A 15,600-nucleotide genomic window follows, 5' to 3' on the forward strand; every position below is an offset into this window, starting at 1 on the left:
AATCGTCGGCCGGGAGGGGCACGATGACGCCGTGGTCACCTGCATCCCGGAGTCGCCCGCGTTCACGACCCAGTCCGAGGCCGACGTGTGGCGGCGGCTGGCCGACGGGCTCGGCCCGGAGGACGTCCTGCTCGCCAACCTGCGGCTGACCGACGAGGACAAGGACTACGAGGCGGACCTCGTCGTACTCATGCCCGAGCACGGGGTGCTGGTGCTCGAGGTGAAGGGCGGCTCGGTCTGGTACGACCGTGGGTGGTGCCAGAAGGCTCGCGGCGAGGACCGGTGGATCGATCCGGTCGGGCAGGCGCGGGACGCGAAGTACGCGCTGCGGCGGTACGTCGAGCACGACCCGCGCTGGGGCACCCGGGGCCGGGTGGCGTGGGCGCACGGCGTCGTGACGCCGTACTCCTCCTTCACCGACGAGGACCTGCCGGAGCTGCCGCGGTGGGCACTCCACGATCGCGACCAGCTCGAGCACCTGCCCACGCGCGTGCGCGAGAACGCCTACCGCGCGGACCGGACGCAACGTGCGCTGACCGAAGACGACGTCGAGCTGATCGCCGAGATCCTCGCCGGCAACCGCCGTGGCCGCGCCGCCGACCCCAACGCGCTCGCCCTCGAGCGTGCCGCTGAGATGGACCGGCTGACCGACCAGCAGGCGATGATCCTGCAGGTCACCCGCCTGCTCCACCGCGTCGAGGTCCGTGGCGGGGCCGGATCGGGCAAGACCGTGCTGGCGCTGCAGCAGGCCAAGGAGCTCGCGCGCAAGGGGCAGCGGGTGGCGCTGCTGTGCTACTCGATCGGGCTGGCGAGCCACTTCCGCCGCGAGGTGGACGGGTGGCCGCGCAAGCACCGGCCGGCGTACGTCGGGACCTTCGAGGAGTTCGGCCGCCAGTGGGGCGCGCCGACCGGCGATCGCACCGACAGCGCCTTCTGGGAGGTCGAGCTGCCGCGGCTGATGAGCGACCTGGCCGACGAGCTGAGCGACGGCAGGAGGTACGACGCCGTGGTGGTCGACGAGGCGCAGGACTTCGCCGAGTCGTGGTGGGCGCCGGTGCTCAAGGCACTGCGCTCGGAGGAGGGCGGCGTCTACGTCTTCTCCGACGAGAACCAGCGCATCTTCGGCCGCTTCGGAGCCCCGCCGGTCGCGCTGGTGCCGCTGGTGCTGGACCACTGCCTGCGCAACACCAAGGAGGTGTTCGAGGCGTTCCACCCGCTGGCGCCCTCGCGCATGTATGCCCGCGGCGGGTCGGGCCCCGCGGTGCGCTTCGTGGCCGCTGCTGCCGCGGACGCCGAGGAGGTCGCCGACCAGGAGGTGATCCGGCTGCTCGACGACGAGGGCTGGGAGCCGGGCCGGATCGCCCTCATCACGACCGGCCACCGGCACTCCACGCAGACGATGCAGGTCGAGGAGCTCGGCCAGGAGGCGTACTGGCAGACCTTCTGGGACGCCGACGAGGTCTTCTACGGCCACGTCCTCGGCTGCAAGGGCCTCGAGCGCGCAGCCGTCGTCCTCTGCCTCAACGAGGAGTCCGTGAGGGATCGGGCCAGGGAGCGCCTGTACGTCGGCATGTCCCGCGCCACCGACGAGCTGGTCGTGGTGGGGGACCCCGAGTGGGTGCGGGAGGTCGGCGGGCCGAGCGTGGCGCGGGCGCTGGGGATCGAGTGATCCGCGGAGGCTTGAGGTGCGCTGCGCCCGCACGTGGTGCAGGCGCAGCGCACCCTTGTGCTCAGCCCTTCACGCACATCAGCGTGGTGAGCTTCGCGACGACCTCGACGAGGTCGGTCTGGGCCTCGATGACCGAGTCGAGGTCCTTGTAGGCGCCGGGGATCTCGTCGAGCACGCCGGCGTCCTTGCGGCACTCCACCCCGGCGGTCTGGGCCTCCAGGTCGCCGACGGTGAAGGCGCGCTTGGCGGCGTTGCGCGACATCCGGCGCCCGGCGCCGTGCGAGGCGGAGCAGTACGACGCCTCGTTGCCCAGCCCGCGGACGACGTACGAGCCGGTGCCCATCGAGCCGGGGATCAGGCCGAGGTCGCCGGCACCCGCCCGGATCGCGCCCTTGCGGGTCACGATCAGGTCGACACCGTCGTAGGTCTCCTGCGCGACGTAGTTGTGGTGCGCGGAGACCTGCTCCCCGAACTCCACCTCGACGCCACGACCCGCGAACTCCACGCGCACCGCCTCGCAGAACAGCGCCATCATGACCGCGCGGTTGCGGGCGGCGTACTCCTGCGCCCAGTAGAGGTCGCGGAGGTACGCGTCCATCTCACGCGTGCCCGCCAGGAACACCGCGAGGTCGCGATCGGGCAGCGAGAGGTTGTGGTCCAGCCCCTTCGCCTCGGCGATGTGCCGCTCGGCCAGCTCCTTGCCGATGTTGCGCGACCCGGAGTGCAGCATCAGCCACACCTGACCGCCCTCGTCGGAGGTCAGCTCGATGAAGTGGTTGCCGCCACCCAGCGTCCCCATCTGCTGCTGCGCGCGCTTCTCGCGGTCCTGCACCTTCGCGTGCAGCCCGCCGAAGCCCGCCCAGAACCCGCGCCAGTCGGCGTAGCGGCCGTGCTCGAGCCCGAGGCGGCGTACGTCGGGAGCGTCGCGGTGGGCCTTGAAGCCGACCGGGATCGCCCGCTCCACGGCCGCGCGGATCGAGCGCAGCGACTCGGGCAGGTCCTCGACGGTGAGCGACGTGCGCACCGCCTGCATGCCGCAGCCGATGTCGACGCCGACCGCGGCCGGCGAGACGGCGTTGCGCATCGCGACGACCGAGCCGACGGTCGCGCCCTTGCCGAGGTGGACGTCGGGCATGACCCGGACGCCCTCGACCCACGGCAGGCGGGAGATGTTGCGCAGCTGGTCGAGCGCCTGCGGCTCGACGTCCTCGACCCGAGCCCACATCAGGGTCTCGGCCGCGGCGCCCGGCAGACGCACGGGCAGGGTGTTCATGATGGTTGCCTCCTTCGGGGCGGGATGGGTGATACGTACCCCTTGCAGGAGTCGAACCTGCGACCTCCGCGGTCGTAGCGCGGCGCTCTGTCCAGCTGAGCCAAAGGGGTGAGGGTGCGCGAGCGCGCGCCGGCTCAGCGCCGGGGCTGGAGCACACCTCGGGCAGGCGTCAGCGGCGCTGCGGTGCGCTCTCGCTGATTCATGTGCCTGCTCCTGGTCGTGCGGTGGGCCGGGTCGAGGCTAGGGCCGTACGCGCGCCGCCGGCCACCGAATATTGACGCGACCGCACCTTCGCCAATAGTATGCGCGCATACTAATTATCGAAGGAGTCACCATGTGGGTCACCGAGATCACCGGTCGCAGCAGCGCGAGCCCGGAGCAGGTCTATGCCGTGCTCGCCGAGCCCGAGCGCTGGGCGGAGTGGAACGAGGGCGTCCTCCGGGTGGAGTTGGACGGGCCGTTCGCGGCCGGGACCAGCGCCGTCATGGTGCTGCCCGACGACACCGCCCTGCCGTTCACGTTCGCGTGGGTGGAGGAGGGCAAGGGCTTCGAGGACGTGACGCCGGTGCCCGACGCGGGCGCCGTCGTGCGGGTGCGTCACGAGCTGGCGCCCGTCGACGGCGGCACCGAGATCACCTACCGCTGCGAGGTCGACGGTCCGGACGAAGTCGCGGCCGAGGTCGGGGCGATGGTCAGCGGCGACTTCGCCGAGGTCATCGCCGCCCTGGCGACGCGGGCCGAGGAGCGGCGTGGCTGAGTCGCTCGCCCCGGGCGACAGCCCCGGCCTGCTGCTGTGGCGCACCACCCTGCGCTGGCAGCGCCGGATCACCGCGACGCTCAAGCCGCTCGGGCTCACGCACGTCCAGTTCGTGCTGCTGGCCAGCACCTGGTGGCTGACCCGGGTCGCGGGGGAGACCCCCAGCCAGCGGCGGATCGCCGAGCACGCCGGCACCGACCCGATGATGACCTCGCAGGTGATCCGGGCCCTCGAGGCCAAGGAGCTGCTGCGACGCGAGCCCGACCCGTCCGACTCCCGCGCCAAGCTCGTCGACATCACCCCGGCCGGGGCGCGGCTCGCCCAGCGGGCGGTGAAGGTGGTCGAGGCGGCGGACCGGGAGTTCTTCGGCGCGGTGCCCGATCAGCGCGCGCTGCTGGAGATGCTGACAGCGCTGAGCGGCTGAGCGCTCAGGTGCCGCTGGCGGCCGGGAGGTCGCGCAACATGCCGTACGCACGCGTCGGGTGGAAGCGGACCACGAGCCGCTGCTCGTCGACCATCGCCCGCCGATAGGCCTGCCAGTCCTCGTGCTCGCCCGCGATCGCGCGGTAGAGGTCGACCAGCTCGTCGACGACGGCGTCGTCAGGAGCCGCCGCCACCTCGGACAGGTCGACATCGCCCTCGAGGACCGCGTAGGACCAGAAGTCCGGGCCGTTGACGTGCAGGGCGGCCCACGGCTCGCGGCGCAGGTTGCGGTACTTCGCGCGGTCGGCCGTGGTCGAGATGCGGACGACGCCGGCGCCGTCGACGGTGTGGACGACGTTCGAGAGCTGCGGGCGGCCGTCGCGGCGGATCGTGGTCAGCGTGGACTGGTTGGTGGCCCGCGCAGCGGCGAGCGCCTCATCGAGTTCCATGACGGCATAGCGCTCCGCCCGCCGGGAGCATTCCTCAGCCGTCGAGCTCGCTGAGGTCGTCGGGTACGTCGACGGAGCTGGCCCGCAGCGCCTCGAGCGGGATCAGCTCCAGGGCACGCTCGTTCGTGGAGGCGAGCACGACGGGAGCGGGTACGCCGTCGGCGTACGCCTGCATCCAACGGGCGGCCACCACGCACCAGCGATCCCCGGGCACGAGCCCCGGGAACTGCCACTCGGGGCGGGGCGTGGACAGGTCGTTGCCGACCGCCTTCTGGTGGGCGAGGAACTCCTCGGTCATGACCGCGCACACGGCGTGGCGGCCGAGGTCCTGCGGCCCGCACGAGCAGTTGCCGTCGCGGTAGAAGCCGGTCATCGGGTCGGTCCCGCACGGCTCGAGCTCGCCGCCGAGGACGTTGCGCTCCGTCACGGGGCTCAGGCTAGCGGGGAGTCGTGAGTGTCAGCGTGACCCAGGGGTCACGCTGACACTCACAACCCGGCCCGTTGCCGCCAGCGCGGGTCGAGCGCAAGGTCCCGGAGGTCCTCGAAGCTCCAGTCGTCGGCGTCGGGGGAGATGTCGGGGTCGGCGTACCGGTTGACGGTGACGACCAGCTCCGGAGTGAACGCGACGAGGATCCGGACCAGCTCGTAGACCTCGCTGCCGTCGTCGTTGGCCTGCTCGTAGCGCGCCAGCACGGTGCCGTCGGGCAGGTCCTCGCAGGTCGCCTCGTCGGCGAACCCGTCGTCGTGGGCGGAGCGGGGGAGGCCGGCGCCGTACCAGAGCGCGAACGGCACGGGCGAGGCCGGCGTCTGCAGCAGCAGGTCGACCGAGGAGGTCTCGTCCAGGACGACCGTCGCGTAGCTGGAGGTGCCGTCGGGGGTGGTCGCGAGCGCGCTCGCGAGGCGGTCGGTCAGGGTCGGGTCCAGGGCCACGCGAGGAACGTAGCGTGGTCGCCATGACCGGACCCCGCTTCGACCATGTCGGCCTCACCGTTCGCGACCTCGACACCGTCGAGGCGTTCTTCCGCGGCCTCGGCCTGGAGGCCGACGGTCGCATGCAGATCGAGGGCGACTTCCTCGACACCGTCTGCGGCCTGCAGGGTGCCCGGACCGAGATCGTGATGCTGCGCCCGCCCGGTGGCGGGACGGCGATCGAGCTGTCCAGCTTCCTCCGTCCCGAGCCCACGGAGGGCTCGCCGCAGGCCATGGCCAACGAGCTCGGCCTGCGCAACGTGTGCTTCGAGATCACCGACCTCGCCGGGACCGTCGAGCGCCTCGCGGCCGACGGCTACGGGCTGGTCGGCGGCATCGGGCGCCACGAGGACTCCTGGCTGATGGCCTACGTCCGCGGGCCGGAGGGGATCGTGGTGTCGCTGGCCGAGCGGATCGGCTGAACGCGGCGCCGCGCGTGCCGCGTGCGGGCGTGCCCCGCGGGGTACTGCCCCCGGATGATGCATGTGCGCGACCGGCCCGAGCAGAAGGCCCGCGAGGGGCTGGACATGTCCAGCCGCGTGGGCCTGGCGGCGTACGGCGTGCTGCACCTGCTCGTGGCGTGGGTCGCCGTCCAGCTCGCGTTCGGCGTCGGCGTGCGCGACACGTCGGGGCAGGGGGCGATGCGCCAGCTCGCGGCGAACCCGGTGGGTCAGGTGGTGGTCTGGGTGATCGCCTTCGCGATGGCCGGCTTCACCCTGCAGCGCCTCGTCGAGGGCTGGATGGGCGATCGCGGCGAGGAGGGCGCCGACCTCTGGAAGCACCGCGCGCGGGCATGGGGCAAGGCGGTCGTGTACGCCGCCATCAGCGTCTCGGCCTTCGGCATCGCCTCGCACTCCGGCGGCGGTGGCAGCAACCGGGAGCGCTCGCTGTCGGCGCGGGTGATGGACCACACCGGCGGCACCATCGCGGTCGTGGCGGTCGGGGTCGGCATCCTCGCGCTCGGCCTGTGGCAGTGCTACCACGGCCTGACCCGCGACTTCCGCGACGAGCTGTCGGCCGACGGCAAGGACGGCGAGACGGGCAGGCTCTATCTCGCCCTGGGCCAGGTCGGCTACACCGCCAAGGGGCTGGTGATCACGCTCGTGGGCATCCTGGTCGGGTACGCCGGCGTGACCCATGAGCCGAGGAAGTCCGGTGGCCTGGACGAGGCCCTGCAGACGGTCCGCGACCAGCCCTTCGGCCCGGTGCTGCTGTGCGCGGTGGCCGCCGGGATCGCGTCGTACGGGCTGTTCTGCTTCGCGAAGGCGCGGCACCTGTCGCACTGACCCGCAACGACCCCGCAACGACGATGGCCGGTCCCCACAGGGGACCGGCCATCGTCGTCGAGCGCGAGGTCAGGCGTGGATCTTCTTGGCCTCGTCGATCCATCCCTGAACCGTGTTCTCGTTGATCGGGAGCTCGCCGTGCTTGTCCTCGAGCGTCTTGATCAGGTTCGCGGCGTTGCGGTGCTGCAGCTCCTTGACGGAGTCGACACCGACGCCCTTGAGGATCTCGGCGTACTTCGGGCCTATGCCGTTGATGTCAGCGAGGTCGTTCTCCACACCCATGGGTGTCATCCTTCCGAGAGTGCCGGCGGCCATTCCCCCAGCGCCTGTGGGGAGCCTAGAGCGCGGATCCGGCGCTGCCCAGGGTTCGCCAGGTGAACGATCAGAAGTCGACCATCGTGGAGCCGGACTCCACGGTCGCGCGAGGGAGGAGCTGGCGGACCCGGCGGCGGTAGCGCCAGATCTGGGAGGCGCCGAGGGCCCACACGGCGTACTGGACCGACATGGCCGCTTTGAAGGCGCCCGCGGAGTAGTCCGAGGACGAGCCCGGGGTCAGCGCGTCCAGCACGAAGCCGACCGCGAAGACGGTGACCAGGGTGGCCACGAAGCCGGCCTGGTTGATGATGCCGCTCGCGCTGGCGAGCCGCTCGGGAGGGTTGCTGGTGCGGACGACGTCGAAGCCGATCATCGAGGTGGGACCGCCGATGCCCGTGATGACGATGAGCAGGACCAGCACCGGCAGGGGAGCGTGCCCCGGCCACAGCAGGACCACGGTCCACATCGAGGCGATGGCGGCGACCACGCCGAGCGAGACCGACGAGCGGTGCCACGGGTGGGTCCCGACGACCCAGCCCATGACCGGCCCGGACGCGATGGTCGCGACGACGAGCACGGTCAGCAGCGAGCCGGCGGCGCCCTTGGACAGGCCCTCGGCCAGCACCAGGAAGGGGAAGCCCCACAGCAGCGAGAACACGTTGGAGCTGAACGGTGTGGCGAAGTGGACCCAGAACGCCAGCTTGGTGCCGGGCTGCCGCCACGACTCGCGCAGCGTGGCGGCGAGCTGGGCGCGGGACAGCGCGTGCCCACGACGGTGCCGCCGGCCGGGGTCGTCGGCCACGACGAGCAGCAGCGCGATCAGCACCACCGAGCCGGCGGCCGCGGCCACCAGGTAGGACCGGGTCCAGCCCCAATGGTCCAGCGCCCACGTCATCGGTACGGCGGCGGCGATCGCGCCGATCTGGCCGGTGCTGCCGGTCAGCTGCGTGACGAGCGGGATGTGCTTGCGCGAGAACCAGCTCGACACCAGCCGGATCACGCAGATGAACGTCATCGCGTCGCCCATCCCGACGCAGACCCGCGCCGCCAGGGCCTCCGGGTACGTCGTGGCGAGGGCGAACCCCACCTGCGCGAGGCTGAACGTCACCAGGCCGGTGCTGAGGACCGTGCGCGATCCGAAGCGGTCGACCAGCAGGCCGACCGGCACCTGCATGCCGGCGTACACCAGCAGCTGGAGCATGGTGAAGGTGCCGAGCTGGCTCGCGGACAGGCCGAAGCGATCGGTCGCGGCGATGCCCGCGACGGCGAGGCTGGTGCGGTGGAAGACCGCCAGCACGTAGACGGCGAGAGCGACGCCCCAGACGGCCCACGCGCGGCTCGGCGTGGTGCTGGGCGTCGTCACCCGTCGATCCTACGAAGCGCGTTCGGCTACGAACGAAGTGGCGCGGGTGCGGTTGGCTGCGGCGTTGATCACGATGACGACGAGCAGTCCCACGACGGCGTACAGGGCGAGGACGACGAAGGGCGAGCCGGTCGAGGCGTCGGGGAAGTAGAGCGCGTCGCGGACCACGGTCGCGCCGGCGCCGGGCGGCAGCACCTTGCCGATCGTCGCGCCCCAGTGCGGCAGCATCTCGGGCGCGATCGAGGAGCCGGAGATGATCAGGCCGAGGGTGAAGTACAGGCCGCCGACCAGCGATCCTGCCGGCCCGAACAGCATCACGGCCGCCGCGGTCGAGGCCGTCACCGCCAGCGAGATCAGGGCGAGGCCGACGAACAGCTTGCCGTGGCTGGCGTCGCTGCCGACGCCGAACCACGACATCGCGGCCAGCGCCACGCCCGCCGAGGCGAGGGCGTAGACGACCAGGAGGAACGCATGGCCCAGGCCGCGCAGCGCCGAGCGCTGGGTCATGGCGCCGAGCCGGCCGAGCGCGAGCGAGGCGATCGAGCCGCCGAGGCAGATCGCCTGGATGATGAAGCTCAGCGAGCTGCCGGCGCTGTCGTCGGCGGGCAGCGGCACGACGTCGGTGATCCTCGGCGGCGCCGCCAGGGCGGCGGTCGTCGCGGCGGGCACCGGCTTGCCCGCCTGGGTCACCTTCGCGACGTCCTTCGCCACCTGCTGCTGGTACGCCGCCGTGAAGCTCGCCCTCAACAGGTTGGCGACCGACGGGGCGGCGGCCGTGGCGACGTACAGCTCGGCGGTGCTGCCGGTGAAGACCGCGCCGCCGTAGGCCTTGCGCTCCTTGATCGCCTGCGTGAGCGATGCGGCGTCGGCGTACGACTCGACCTTGAACTGGCCGTCCTTCTCCAGCTGCGGGGTCAGCTGCGCCCGCTGCGCGGGGCTGCCGACGAGGCCGACGGGGAGGTCGTGCGGGTGCGGGGAGTGCGCCATCGCCAGGTAGTACAGGCCCAGCAGCAGCTGGATCACCGCTCCCACGACCGCGATCCCGAGCCCGAGCTTGGAGACCTTGCGGATCTTCTCGACGTCGTGGGCGGCGATCGCTTCCTTCATGGGCGCCACCCTGCCGCATCCGGCCCCGGGGCCGCGAGCAGGCTCAGCCGTAGCGGCAGACGTAGCCCAGCGTCTCGGTGACCTCGATGTCGAAGCTGGAGTCGCCGGGCACCGAGAAGGAGTCGCCGGCGGCGTACTCCACCCACTCCTCGGAGCCCGCCAGCCGCACGCGGCACGCGCCCGCGTTGAGCTCCATGATCTCGGGGGCGGCCGTGCCGAAGGTCAGGGTCGCGGGGAAGACCACGCCGGCCGACAGCCGCGCGCCGTCGGCGGTGAAGAACGTGTGGCTCACGCACAAGCCGTCGAAGTAGATGTTGGCTTGCGGGTCCAGCGTCACGTTCTCGAAGGTCACGGGCGGGATCGTAGCGACCGCTACCGTCGAGGCCATGCCCCCGGTCGAGGACGTCGTCGTCCAAGCGCAGTCGTTGCTCGGCCGCACCCTCACCGGCCACGGCGTCGCGGTCCGCATCACCGAGGTCGAGGCGTACGGCGGACGCCACGACCCGGCCTCGCACGCGTTCACCCGCACGCCGCGCTCGGAGATCATGTACGGCCCGGCCTGGCGGCTCTACGTCTACCGCTCCTACGGCATGCACTTCTGCGCCAACGTCGTCACCGGTCCGACCGAGCACGGTGCGGCGGTGCTGATCCGCGCGGGGGCCGTCGTGTCCGGGCTGGAGACCGCGCGCGAGCGCCGCAACCACACGACGGACACGAACCTGGCCCGTGGTCCCGGCAACCTGGCCCAGGCGCTCGGCATTACCCTGGAGGACCTCGGGACGCCGCTGCTCGAGCCCGGCAGCGCGGTGCGGCTCGGCCCGGCCGTCGAGCACGGCGAGGCGATCGCGTCCGGGCCCCGGGTCGGGGTGTCGAAGGCCGCCGACGTGCCGTGGCGGTTCTGGCTGATGGGCGAGCCGACGGTGTCGGCGTACCGGCGCAGCCCGCGGGCCCCGGCGCCGTAGCTACTTCTTCTTGTGGCCCTTGCCCTTGTGATGGTCGTGCGGCTTGGGGGCGGGCGGGGGAGCGATCGGCTTCGACGTGGTGGCGGCCGGGGTGAAGCCCACGGTGTGCTCGGCGTCGATCAGGTAGTGCCCGTCGGTGTAGACCAGCACCAGCCGTGTCGGGTTGGGGTTGTTGTGCCAGTGGTCGAAGTGCGGCCGGTAGCTGACCTGCAGCGTCGTGGGGTCGGCCTGGATGTCGGTGACGGTGCCGTTCTCCGCGGGCTCCCAGAACCTCTGGTACGTCGCGAACCCGCCGCTCTCGCGCTGGAACCTCGGGGTCAGCATCTGCCAGGCCGCGGCCGGGTCGTCGGCCACGGTGGTCACGTAGGTGCGGATGAAGTCCTGCATGCCCGCGGCGGTGGGGCCGGTGGCGGTCGAGGAGGTGCCGGTGGTGCTGTCGTGCGCGGCGGGTGTGCCGCCGTCGCCACCGCCGCCGTTCAGCAGCGAGGCGAGGACGGCGACCACCACGACCACGGCGAGGACCGCGAGGACCGCCAGCAGCGGACGCCGCCACCGCTGCGGGACCGGAGCCGCGGAGGTCACCTGCGCGGGATCGACCAGCGGGACCGCGGGACCGGCCGGGACGACCGGCAGCACCTGCGTCTCGTGGTCCGCCGGCACCTCGCCGCGCGCGATCGCGGCCAGCTCGTCGCGCACCCGGCTCATCGGCCACCGCTGCGCGGGATCCTTGACCATCGTGTGCTCGAGCACCGGCGCCAGCGGGCCGGCGTCGGGCAGTCGCGGCGGCTCGTCGTTCACCAGCCGGTACATCGCGCCCAGCACGTTGTCGCCGACGTCGTACGGCGGACGCCCGGCCAGCAGGTGGAACAGCGTCGCGCCCCAGGACCACACGTCCGCGGTCATGTCGCCGCGCTGGCCGCTCGCGACCTCGGGCGCCAGGTAGGCGGGGGAGCCGGACAGCAGGCCGGTCTGGGTCAGCTGCGGGTCCGAGATGGTCCGGGCGATGCCGAAGTCGGTCAGCTTCGGCGTGCCGTCGCGCTCGAGCAGGATGTTGGACGGCTTCACGTCGCGATGGGTGATCCCGGCGGCGTGCGCGGCCGCGAGGGCGTCCGCGACCTGGGCCATGATCCGCGCGGCCGGCTCCGGAGCGATCGGGCCGCGGTCCCGCACGAGCTGGCCGAGGCTGGCTCCGTCGACGTACTCCATCACCAGCCAGCGGTCGCCGGTGCTGTCGTCGATGGCGAGGTCGAAGGCGGCCACGATGTTGGGGTGCCGGATGCTCGCGCTGAGGCGTGCCTCGCGGTCGGCGCGCTCGACGTCGACGTCGGTACCGCCCGGCAGCCGACCGATCTGCTTGAGGGCGACGTGGCGACCGAGGACGCGGTCGCGGCCCAGCCAGACGATGCCCGCCCCGCCGCGGCCGATCTCCCGCTCGAGCTCGTACCTCCCCGCGATCACCCGGTCATTATGTCCGGCTCGTGGGCGCGGGCCCGCGCCGGCGGGGTCAGGACAGACCGTGCAGCGCGGACGCGAGCAGCGCGATCGCGGGGAAGGTCCCCTGCATCAGCGCGGCGCGGGCCTTGGTCCGGTCCGACCCGATCAGGACGAGCGCCGCGGCGAGCATCGACCCGCAGCCGAACGCGATCAGCGCCGCACCGGCGTCGTGGTGGGAGTGGACGATCGCCACCCCGACGCCCGTCCCGATCGCGAGGAAGAGGTTGTAGAAGCCCTGGTTGAACGCCCATGGCCCCATCACCGCGGCCTCCTCGGCGGTGACGCCGAAGACCTTGTAGCCACCCTTGCCGAAGGCGATCGCCTCGAGCCAGAAGATGTAGACGTGGAGCAGGGCGGCGAGCCCCGCGAACACCGACGCGACGACGATCATGAGCGGACGCTACCGCCTCGCAGGCGAGGCCGGCCCGCTCAGCCGCAGTTGTCGCAGACGCCCGTTGCGGGGATGGCCATGAAGCAGCTCGGGCAGACGTTGACGGTCGGCTCCGGCTTGGCCTTCGAGGCCGGGGTCGCACGCGGGGCGCGGGGCGCCCGCGGGGTGGTGGCGCGCTTGGTGGCGGCGGCCGCGACCGTCGTACGCACCACGCGCGGGGCCTCGACCACCGGCGGCACCCAGCCCGGCGGGGCCGGCTCGGTGATCTCGAAGCTCGCGATGATCTCCCGTGCGGCGTCGGTCGGCTGGTGCTTGGGCCGGGTCTCGATGTCGAACGGCGAGGACGCGCCCTCGAGGAACGTCTGCGCGTTCGGCTGGAGGGTCGGCGGGAGGACGCGGTGCCGCCAGCGCAGCGGCGCCGCCTCGCGAGAGTTGATCGTCACCAGGTTCGGCCGGTCCCAGCACACCAGCGCCCAGTCGTCGCGGTGGCTGCGTGCCCACACCGCGATCCGCTGGTCTCCGGCGGTGGCCGCCGCCTGGAGCGCGATCCGCTCGGGATTGGAGAACCGGCCCGTGACGAGCAGGGCGCCGTCGTGCGGAGAGGTGACGACGTACTCCTGGTCCTCAAGAGCTTCGACGACCTCGGAGAAAGCACCATCCACCACGACACCAACCTATCCCGCCCACCTGACCGCGCGGTGAACGGCCGGGGTCGGCCCCGGGTCAGCGCACGTCAGGAGGTGTGCTCGAGCAGGTGCAGGACCGGTACGCCGAGGTGGCGCCTCGCCCGCGAGGTCCAGTCGACGTGGAAGAACTCCGCCACCAGGTGCGGCCGGGTCAGGATGATGACCTCGCGGCCGTCGACCTCGGCGACCCTCTTCTGGAGCGCATCGAGCGGCGACTCCTCGACCACGGTCGCGCTGCCGAGCTCGGCCCCGGTCGCGGTGAGCGCGGCGGAGGACGCGTCCAATGCCTTGCGGGCGTCGGCGCGGCACTCCTCGCGGAGCGCGTTGATGTCGGCCGCCGCGACGTTCGGGCTCGGGATCACCAGGTCGCCGCCCCCCATCGCCGTCATCGACGCCTCGACCGCCGCGGCGGCGTCCGACATCGGCAGCAGCAGGTGGTAGACGACCTGCTGGTCGTCGAGCCCCTCGTGCAGATCCCGCACCAGGCCTGCGTCCTGGGCGTTGAGCTCCTGCTCGACCAGCAGGACGACGTCGTAGCGATCGGTGGCCATGGTCCAGTCCTACACCCCTCGGGAGGCGCGGACCAGCGTCACGGGCCGAGCACGTCCGCGAGGTCGTAGCGGACCGGCTGGTCGAGCTGCTCGTAGCCGCAGCTCTCCGGATCGCGGTCGGTGCGCCAGCGCTTGAAGTGGGCGGTGTGGCGGAAGCGGCGGCCCTCCATGGCGTCGTACTTCACCTCGATGACGCGCTCGGGCCGCAGCGGCGTGAAGGAGAGGTCCTTGCCCTGGCTCCAGCGGCTCTGGGTGCCGGGCTGCCGCCCGGGGTTGGCGACCAGGAACTCCTGCCAGCGGCCCCAGGGGTGCTCCTCGATCGTGCAGACGAGCGGCTGCAGTTCCTGCCACAGCTCGGCCCGCCGCGCCTCGGTGAACGAGGCGGAGACGCCGATGTGCTGCAGCTCGCCGTCCTGGTAGAGACCGAGGAGCAGCGAGCCGATGAGCGGCCGCTCGGGGGTGGAGGTCTTGTGCTCGCGATAGCCGGCGAGCACGACGTCGGCCGTGCGCTCGTGCTTGATCTTGAGCATGGTCCGCTTGTTGGGCTCGTACGCCGATCCCAGCGGCTTGGCCACCACGCCGTCGAGTCCCGCGCCCTCGAAGATGTGGAACCACTCCTCGGCCACGGCCGGGTCGGTGGAGGTGCGGGTGAGGTGGCACGGGCCCTCGTCGGGGAGGTCGGCGAGCGCCTGCTCGAGCCGGGCGCGCCGCTCGCCGAAGGGCCGAGCCGTCAGGTCCTCGTCGTCGATCGCGAGCAGGTCGAAGGCGACGTACGACGCCGGCGTCGTCTCGCTCAGCATCGTGATGCGTGACGCGGCCGGGTGGATCCGCTCCTGCAGCACCTCGAACTCCAGCCGCGGCCCGATCGCCACGAAGATCTCGCCGTCGAGCACGCACCGGTCCGGCAGCTGGGCCCGCATCGCCTCCACCAGCTCGGGGAAGTAGCGGGTCAGCGGCTTGGTGTTGCGGCTGGCCAGCTCGACCTCGTCGCCGTCCTTGAACACGATGCAGCGGAAGCCGTCCCACTTGGGTTCTATTTGTACGTCAGGGAACATCGCGAGCGCCTTCTCGAGCGAGACGGGCTTGGCCAGCATCGGCTGGATCGGCGGCATCACGGGGAGGTCCACGCTGCCACCTTAGAAGCCAGGGACAGCTCCGATGCTTGCTACGGGCCAGTCCCTGGCTCCACGTGGCGTCAGGAAGCAGGGTGAGCCGGAGCTAGTAGCGACCTTCGATGATCGTGATCTGGTCGCCCATCCCGGCATCGGTATCGATCAGGTCCAGGTCGCGGCACCACTCCGCGAGCTTGGCTACATCGGCCTCGGTCCACCTGATGCGGTCCGCGAAGGCTCGGACCGTTACGTCGTCATCGCCGGTCGGGCAGAGTTCTTGGTAGACGCCCATGAAATTGGCGATCAGGGCGGCTTGATGATGGCTGACGCGGCTTGGCGACCTGGCGTACGGCATGGCGGGTTTCCTGTCCTGGGCTCACAACGACGGGCGTTCACAGGAGTCTTCGGCTTTGCTCGAGGCTGATTGAATTTCGTCGTGACCGCCTCAGGCGAGGAGGCGGGTGATGTTGGGGTTGGACGCAACGGGCGTCTGTGTCGGACCGGTCGGCCAGTATGGGGAGGGTGAAGCCTTCTGCCAGCGATATTGAAGCCAGCCTGGCCCTGCCGGCTGTGACGGTTGACGCCGCGATGGCTCGTGCCGAGGAGCATGACCGTCTGCGTGGGGCGTGGCCGCCGCCGCGGGCCGCGACGATGCGAATCCGCCGTGGCCAGATCGGGACAGCGCGATGTTGAAGTTCCTGCTCGCGAAGGCGCGCGCCTCGATCGACGCCGGGATGGACGTTGATACCGCTTTGCTGTAACTCGCGACGCACGCCTGGTTTGAGGGAGGGAT

Annotated in this window: 21 protein-coding genes and 1 tRNA gene; 7 read left to right on the forward strand and 15 right to left on the reverse strand. The window is 71.7% G+C overall.

Annotated features, from left to right (window positions below; all coding sequences use genetic code 11):
- Positions 1 to 31 precede the first annotated feature (31 nt).
- Positions 32 to 1,669 carry an NERD domain-containing protein gene (locus ACYU8V_RS01310; RefSeq protein ID WP_460844629.1) on the forward strand — a complete coding sequence of 546 codons (1,638 nt, stop codon included), beginning with the start codon at positions 32 to 34 and terminating at the stop codon, positions 1,667 to 1,669.
- A 61-nt stretch (positions 1,670 to 1,730) separates the two neighbouring features.
- Here the strand turns inward: ACYU8V_RS01310 and ACYU8V_RS01315 are convergent, their stop codons facing one another.
- Positions 1,731 to 2,942, reverse strand: coding sequence for an RtcB family protein (locus ACYU8V_RS01315; RefSeq protein WP_460844630.1), 1,212 nt, complete (start codon positions 2,940 to 2,942; stop codon positions 1,731 to 1,733).
- 36 nt (positions 2,943 to 2,978) lie between these two features.
- A tRNA-Arg gene (locus ACYU8V_RS01320) sits at positions 2,979 to 3,052 on the reverse strand.
- Positions 3,053 to 3,276: 224 nt separating this feature from the next.
- On the opposite strand from ACYU8V_RS01320, the gene ACYU8V_RS01325 reads away from it, so the two are divergent.
- Both ACYU8V_RS01325 and ACYU8V_RS01330 read left to right on the forward strand, forming a co-directional pair.
- Positions 3,277 to 3,699 carry an SRPBCC family protein gene (locus ACYU8V_RS01325; RefSeq protein WP_460844631.1) on the forward strand — a complete coding sequence of 141 codons (423 nt, stop codon included), beginning with the start codon at positions 3,277 to 3,279 and terminating at the stop codon, positions 3,697 to 3,699.
- The gene (locus ACYU8V_RS01330; RefSeq protein ID WP_460844632.1) at positions 3,692 to 4,123 is read left to right on the forward strand and encodes a MarR family winged helix-turn-helix transcriptional regulator; all 432 of its coding nucleotides are present in this window, start codon (positions 3,692 to 3,694) and stop codon (positions 4,121 to 4,123) included. The genes ACYU8V_RS01325 and ACYU8V_RS01330 overlap by 8 nt, the downstream gene beginning before the upstream one ends.
- A gap of 4 nt (positions 4,124 to 4,127) precedes the next feature.
- On the opposite strand, the gene ACYU8V_RS01335 is transcribed toward ACYU8V_RS01330, so the two are convergent.
- From ACYU8V_RS01335 to ACYU8V_RS01345, 3 genes are read right to left on the reverse strand one after another with little or no spacing between them, the layout of a single operon-like run.
- Entirely contained in the window at positions 4,128 to 4,571 is a 444-nt protein-coding gene (locus tag ACYU8V_RS01335) for a PPOX class F420-dependent oxidoreductase (protein WP_460844633.1), read from the reverse strand.
- Positions 4,572 to 4,605: 34 nt separating this feature from the next.
- Positions 4,606 to 4,998 (reverse strand): DUF2237 family protein, encoded by a 393-nt coding sequence (locus ACYU8V_RS01340; protein ID WP_460844634.1) that lies wholly within the window; start codon positions 4,996 to 4,998, stop codon positions 4,606 to 4,608.
- A 59-nt stretch (positions 4,999 to 5,057) separates the two neighbouring features.
- Positions 5,058 to 5,501, reverse strand: a complete 444-nt coding sequence (locus ACYU8V_RS01345; protein ID WP_460844635.1) for a hypothetical protein — start codon at positions 5,499 to 5,501, stop codon at positions 5,058 to 5,060.
- A gap of 23 nt (positions 5,502 to 5,524) precedes the next feature.
- Here ACYU8V_RS01345 and ACYU8V_RS01350 point away from each other — a divergent pair, with 23 nt between their 5' ends.
- Positions 5,525 to 5,962 carry a VOC family protein gene (locus ACYU8V_RS01350; RefSeq protein ID WP_460844636.1) on the forward strand — a complete coding sequence of 146 codons (438 nt, stop codon included), beginning with the start codon at positions 5,525 to 5,527 and terminating at the stop codon, positions 5,960 to 5,962.
- A 54-nt stretch (positions 5,963 to 6,016) separates the two neighbouring features.
- Complete coding sequence (locus ACYU8V_RS01355) at positions 6,017 to 6,826, forward strand: DUF1206 domain-containing protein (protein WP_460844637.1); 810 nt, start codon at positions 6,017 to 6,019, stop codon at positions 6,824 to 6,826.
- Between the two features lie 69 nt (positions 6,827 to 6,895).
- On the opposite strand, the gene ACYU8V_RS01360 is transcribed toward ACYU8V_RS01355, so the two are convergent.
- The 4 genes from ACYU8V_RS01360 to ppnP form a co-directional block, all read right to left on the reverse strand.
- A complete protein-coding gene (locus ACYU8V_RS01360) occupies positions 6,896 to 7,108 on the reverse strand; it encodes a DUF4332 domain-containing protein (protein WP_460844638.1) in 213 nt (70 codons plus the stop codon).
- A gap of 100 nt (positions 7,109 to 7,208) precedes the next feature.
- Positions 7,209 to 8,504: an MFS transporter gene (locus ACYU8V_RS01365; RefSeq protein ID WP_460844639.1), complete on the reverse strand. Its 1,296-nt coding sequence runs from the start codon at positions 8,502 to 8,504 to the stop codon at positions 7,209 to 7,211.
- Positions 8,505 to 8,513: 9 nt separating this feature from the next.
- Complete coding sequence (locus tag ACYU8V_RS01370; RefSeq protein WP_460844640.1) at positions 8,514 to 9,611, reverse strand: ABC transporter permease; 1,098 nt, start codon at positions 9,609 to 9,611, stop codon at positions 8,514 to 8,516.
- Positions 9,612 to 9,654: 43 nt separating this feature from the next.
- Positions 9,655 to 9,963, reverse strand: coding sequence for a pyrimidine/purine nucleoside phosphorylase (gene ppnP / locus ACYU8V_RS01375; RefSeq protein ID WP_460844641.1), 309 nt, complete (start codon positions 9,961 to 9,963; stop codon positions 9,655 to 9,657).
- 34 nt (positions 9,964 to 9,997) lie between these two features.
- Here ppnP and ACYU8V_RS01380 point away from each other — a divergent pair, with 34 nt between their 5' ends.
- A complete protein-coding gene (locus ACYU8V_RS01380) occupies positions 9,998 to 10,573 on the forward strand; it encodes a DNA-3-methyladenine glycosylase (protein ID WP_460844642.1) in 576 nt (191 codons plus the stop codon).
- Here ACYU8V_RS01380 and ACYU8V_RS01385 read toward each other — a convergent pair whose 3' ends face one another.
- The 6 genes from ACYU8V_RS01385 to ACYU8V_RS01410 form a co-directional block, all read right to left on the reverse strand.
- Complete coding sequence (locus ACYU8V_RS01385) at positions 10,574 to 12,031, reverse strand: serine/threonine-protein kinase (RefSeq protein WP_460844643.1); 1,458 nt, start codon at positions 12,029 to 12,031, stop codon at positions 10,574 to 10,576.
- Positions 12,032 to 12,077: 46 nt separating this feature from the next.
- The gene (locus ACYU8V_RS01390; RefSeq protein ID WP_460844644.1) at positions 12,078 to 12,458 is read right to left on the reverse strand and encodes a DUF1304 domain-containing protein; all 381 of its coding nucleotides are present in this window, start codon (positions 12,456 to 12,458) and stop codon (positions 12,078 to 12,080) included.
- Between the two features lie 38 nt (positions 12,459 to 12,496).
- Complete coding sequence (locus ACYU8V_RS01395) at positions 12,497 to 13,123, reverse strand: hypothetical protein (protein WP_460844645.1); 627 nt, start codon at positions 13,121 to 13,123, stop codon at positions 12,497 to 12,499.
- A gap of 68 nt (positions 13,124 to 13,191) precedes the next feature.
- Positions 13,192 to 13,695 carry a hypothetical protein gene (locus tag ACYU8V_RS01400; protein WP_460844646.1) on the reverse strand — a complete coding sequence of 168 codons (504 nt, stop codon included), beginning with the start codon at positions 13,693 to 13,695 and terminating at the stop codon, positions 13,192 to 13,194.
- A 38-nt stretch (positions 13,696 to 13,733) separates the two neighbouring features.
- A complete protein-coding gene (locus ACYU8V_RS01405; RefSeq protein ID WP_460844647.1) occupies positions 13,734 to 14,822 on the reverse strand; it encodes an ATP-dependent DNA ligase in 1,089 nt (362 codons plus the stop codon).
- A 91-nt stretch (positions 14,823 to 14,913) separates the two neighbouring features.
- A complete protein-coding gene (locus ACYU8V_RS01410; protein WP_460844648.1) occupies positions 14,914 to 15,162 on the reverse strand; it encodes a hypothetical protein in 249 nt (82 codons plus the stop codon).
- Positions 15,163 to 15,433: 271 nt separating this feature from the next.
- On the opposite strand from ACYU8V_RS01410, the gene ACYU8V_RS01415 reads away from it, so the two are divergent.
- Positions 15,434 to 15,568 carry a hypothetical protein gene (locus ACYU8V_RS01415; protein WP_460844649.1) on the forward strand — a complete coding sequence of 45 codons (135 nt, stop codon included), beginning with the start codon at positions 15,434 to 15,436 and terminating at the stop codon, positions 15,566 to 15,568.
- Positions 15,569 to 15,600: the final 32 nt, after the last annotated feature.

Source organism: Nocardioides ultimimeridianus, assembly GCF_054777895.1.

Bases quoted from the DNA above. Each gene is read 5' to 3' on its own strand.
- ACYU8V_RS01400 (WP_460844646.1), bottom strand. From the start codon at position 13,695: ATGGCCACCGATCGCTACGACGTCGTCCTGCTGGTCGAGCAGGAGCTC.
- ACYU8V_RS01410 (WP_460844648.1), bottom strand. From the start codon at position 15,162: ATGCCGTACGCCAGGTCGCCAAGCCGCGTCAGCCATCATCAAGCCGCC.
- ACYU8V_RS01355 (WP_460844637.1), top strand. From the start codon at position 6,017: ATGATGCATGTGCGCGACCGGCCCGAGCAGAAGGCCCGCGAGGGGCTG.
- ACYU8V_RS01360 (WP_460844638.1), bottom strand. From the start codon at position 7,108: ATGGGTGTGGAGAACGACCTCGCTGACATCAACGGCATAGGCCCGAAG.
- ACYU8V_RS01315 (WP_460844630.1), bottom strand. From the start codon at position 2,942: ATGAACACCCTGCCCGTGCGTCTGCCGGGCGCCGCGGCCGAGACCCTG.
- ACYU8V_RS01370 (WP_460844640.1), bottom strand. From the start codon at position 9,611: ATGAAGGAAGCGATCGCCGCCCACGACGTCGAGAAGATCCGCAAGGTC.
- ACYU8V_RS01390 (WP_460844644.1), bottom strand. From the start codon at position 12,458: ATGATCGTCGTCGCGTCGGTGTTCGCGGGGCTCGCCGCCCTGCTCCAC.
- ACYU8V_RS01350 (WP_460844636.1), top strand. From the start codon at position 5,525: ATGACCGGACCCCGCTTCGACCATGTCGGCCTCACCGTTCGCGACCTC.
- ACYU8V_RS01380 (WP_460844642.1), top strand. From the start codon at position 9,998: ATGCCCCCGGTCGAGGACGTCGTCGTCCAAGCGCAGTCGTTGCTCGGC.
- ACYU8V_RS01325 (WP_460844631.1), top strand. From the start codon at position 3,277: ATGTGGGTCACCGAGATCACCGGTCGCAGCAGCGCGAGCCCGGAGCAG.
- ACYU8V_RS01335 (WP_460844633.1), bottom strand. From the start codon at position 4,571: ATGGAACTCGATGAGGCGCTCGCCGCTGCGCGGGCCACCAACCAGTCC.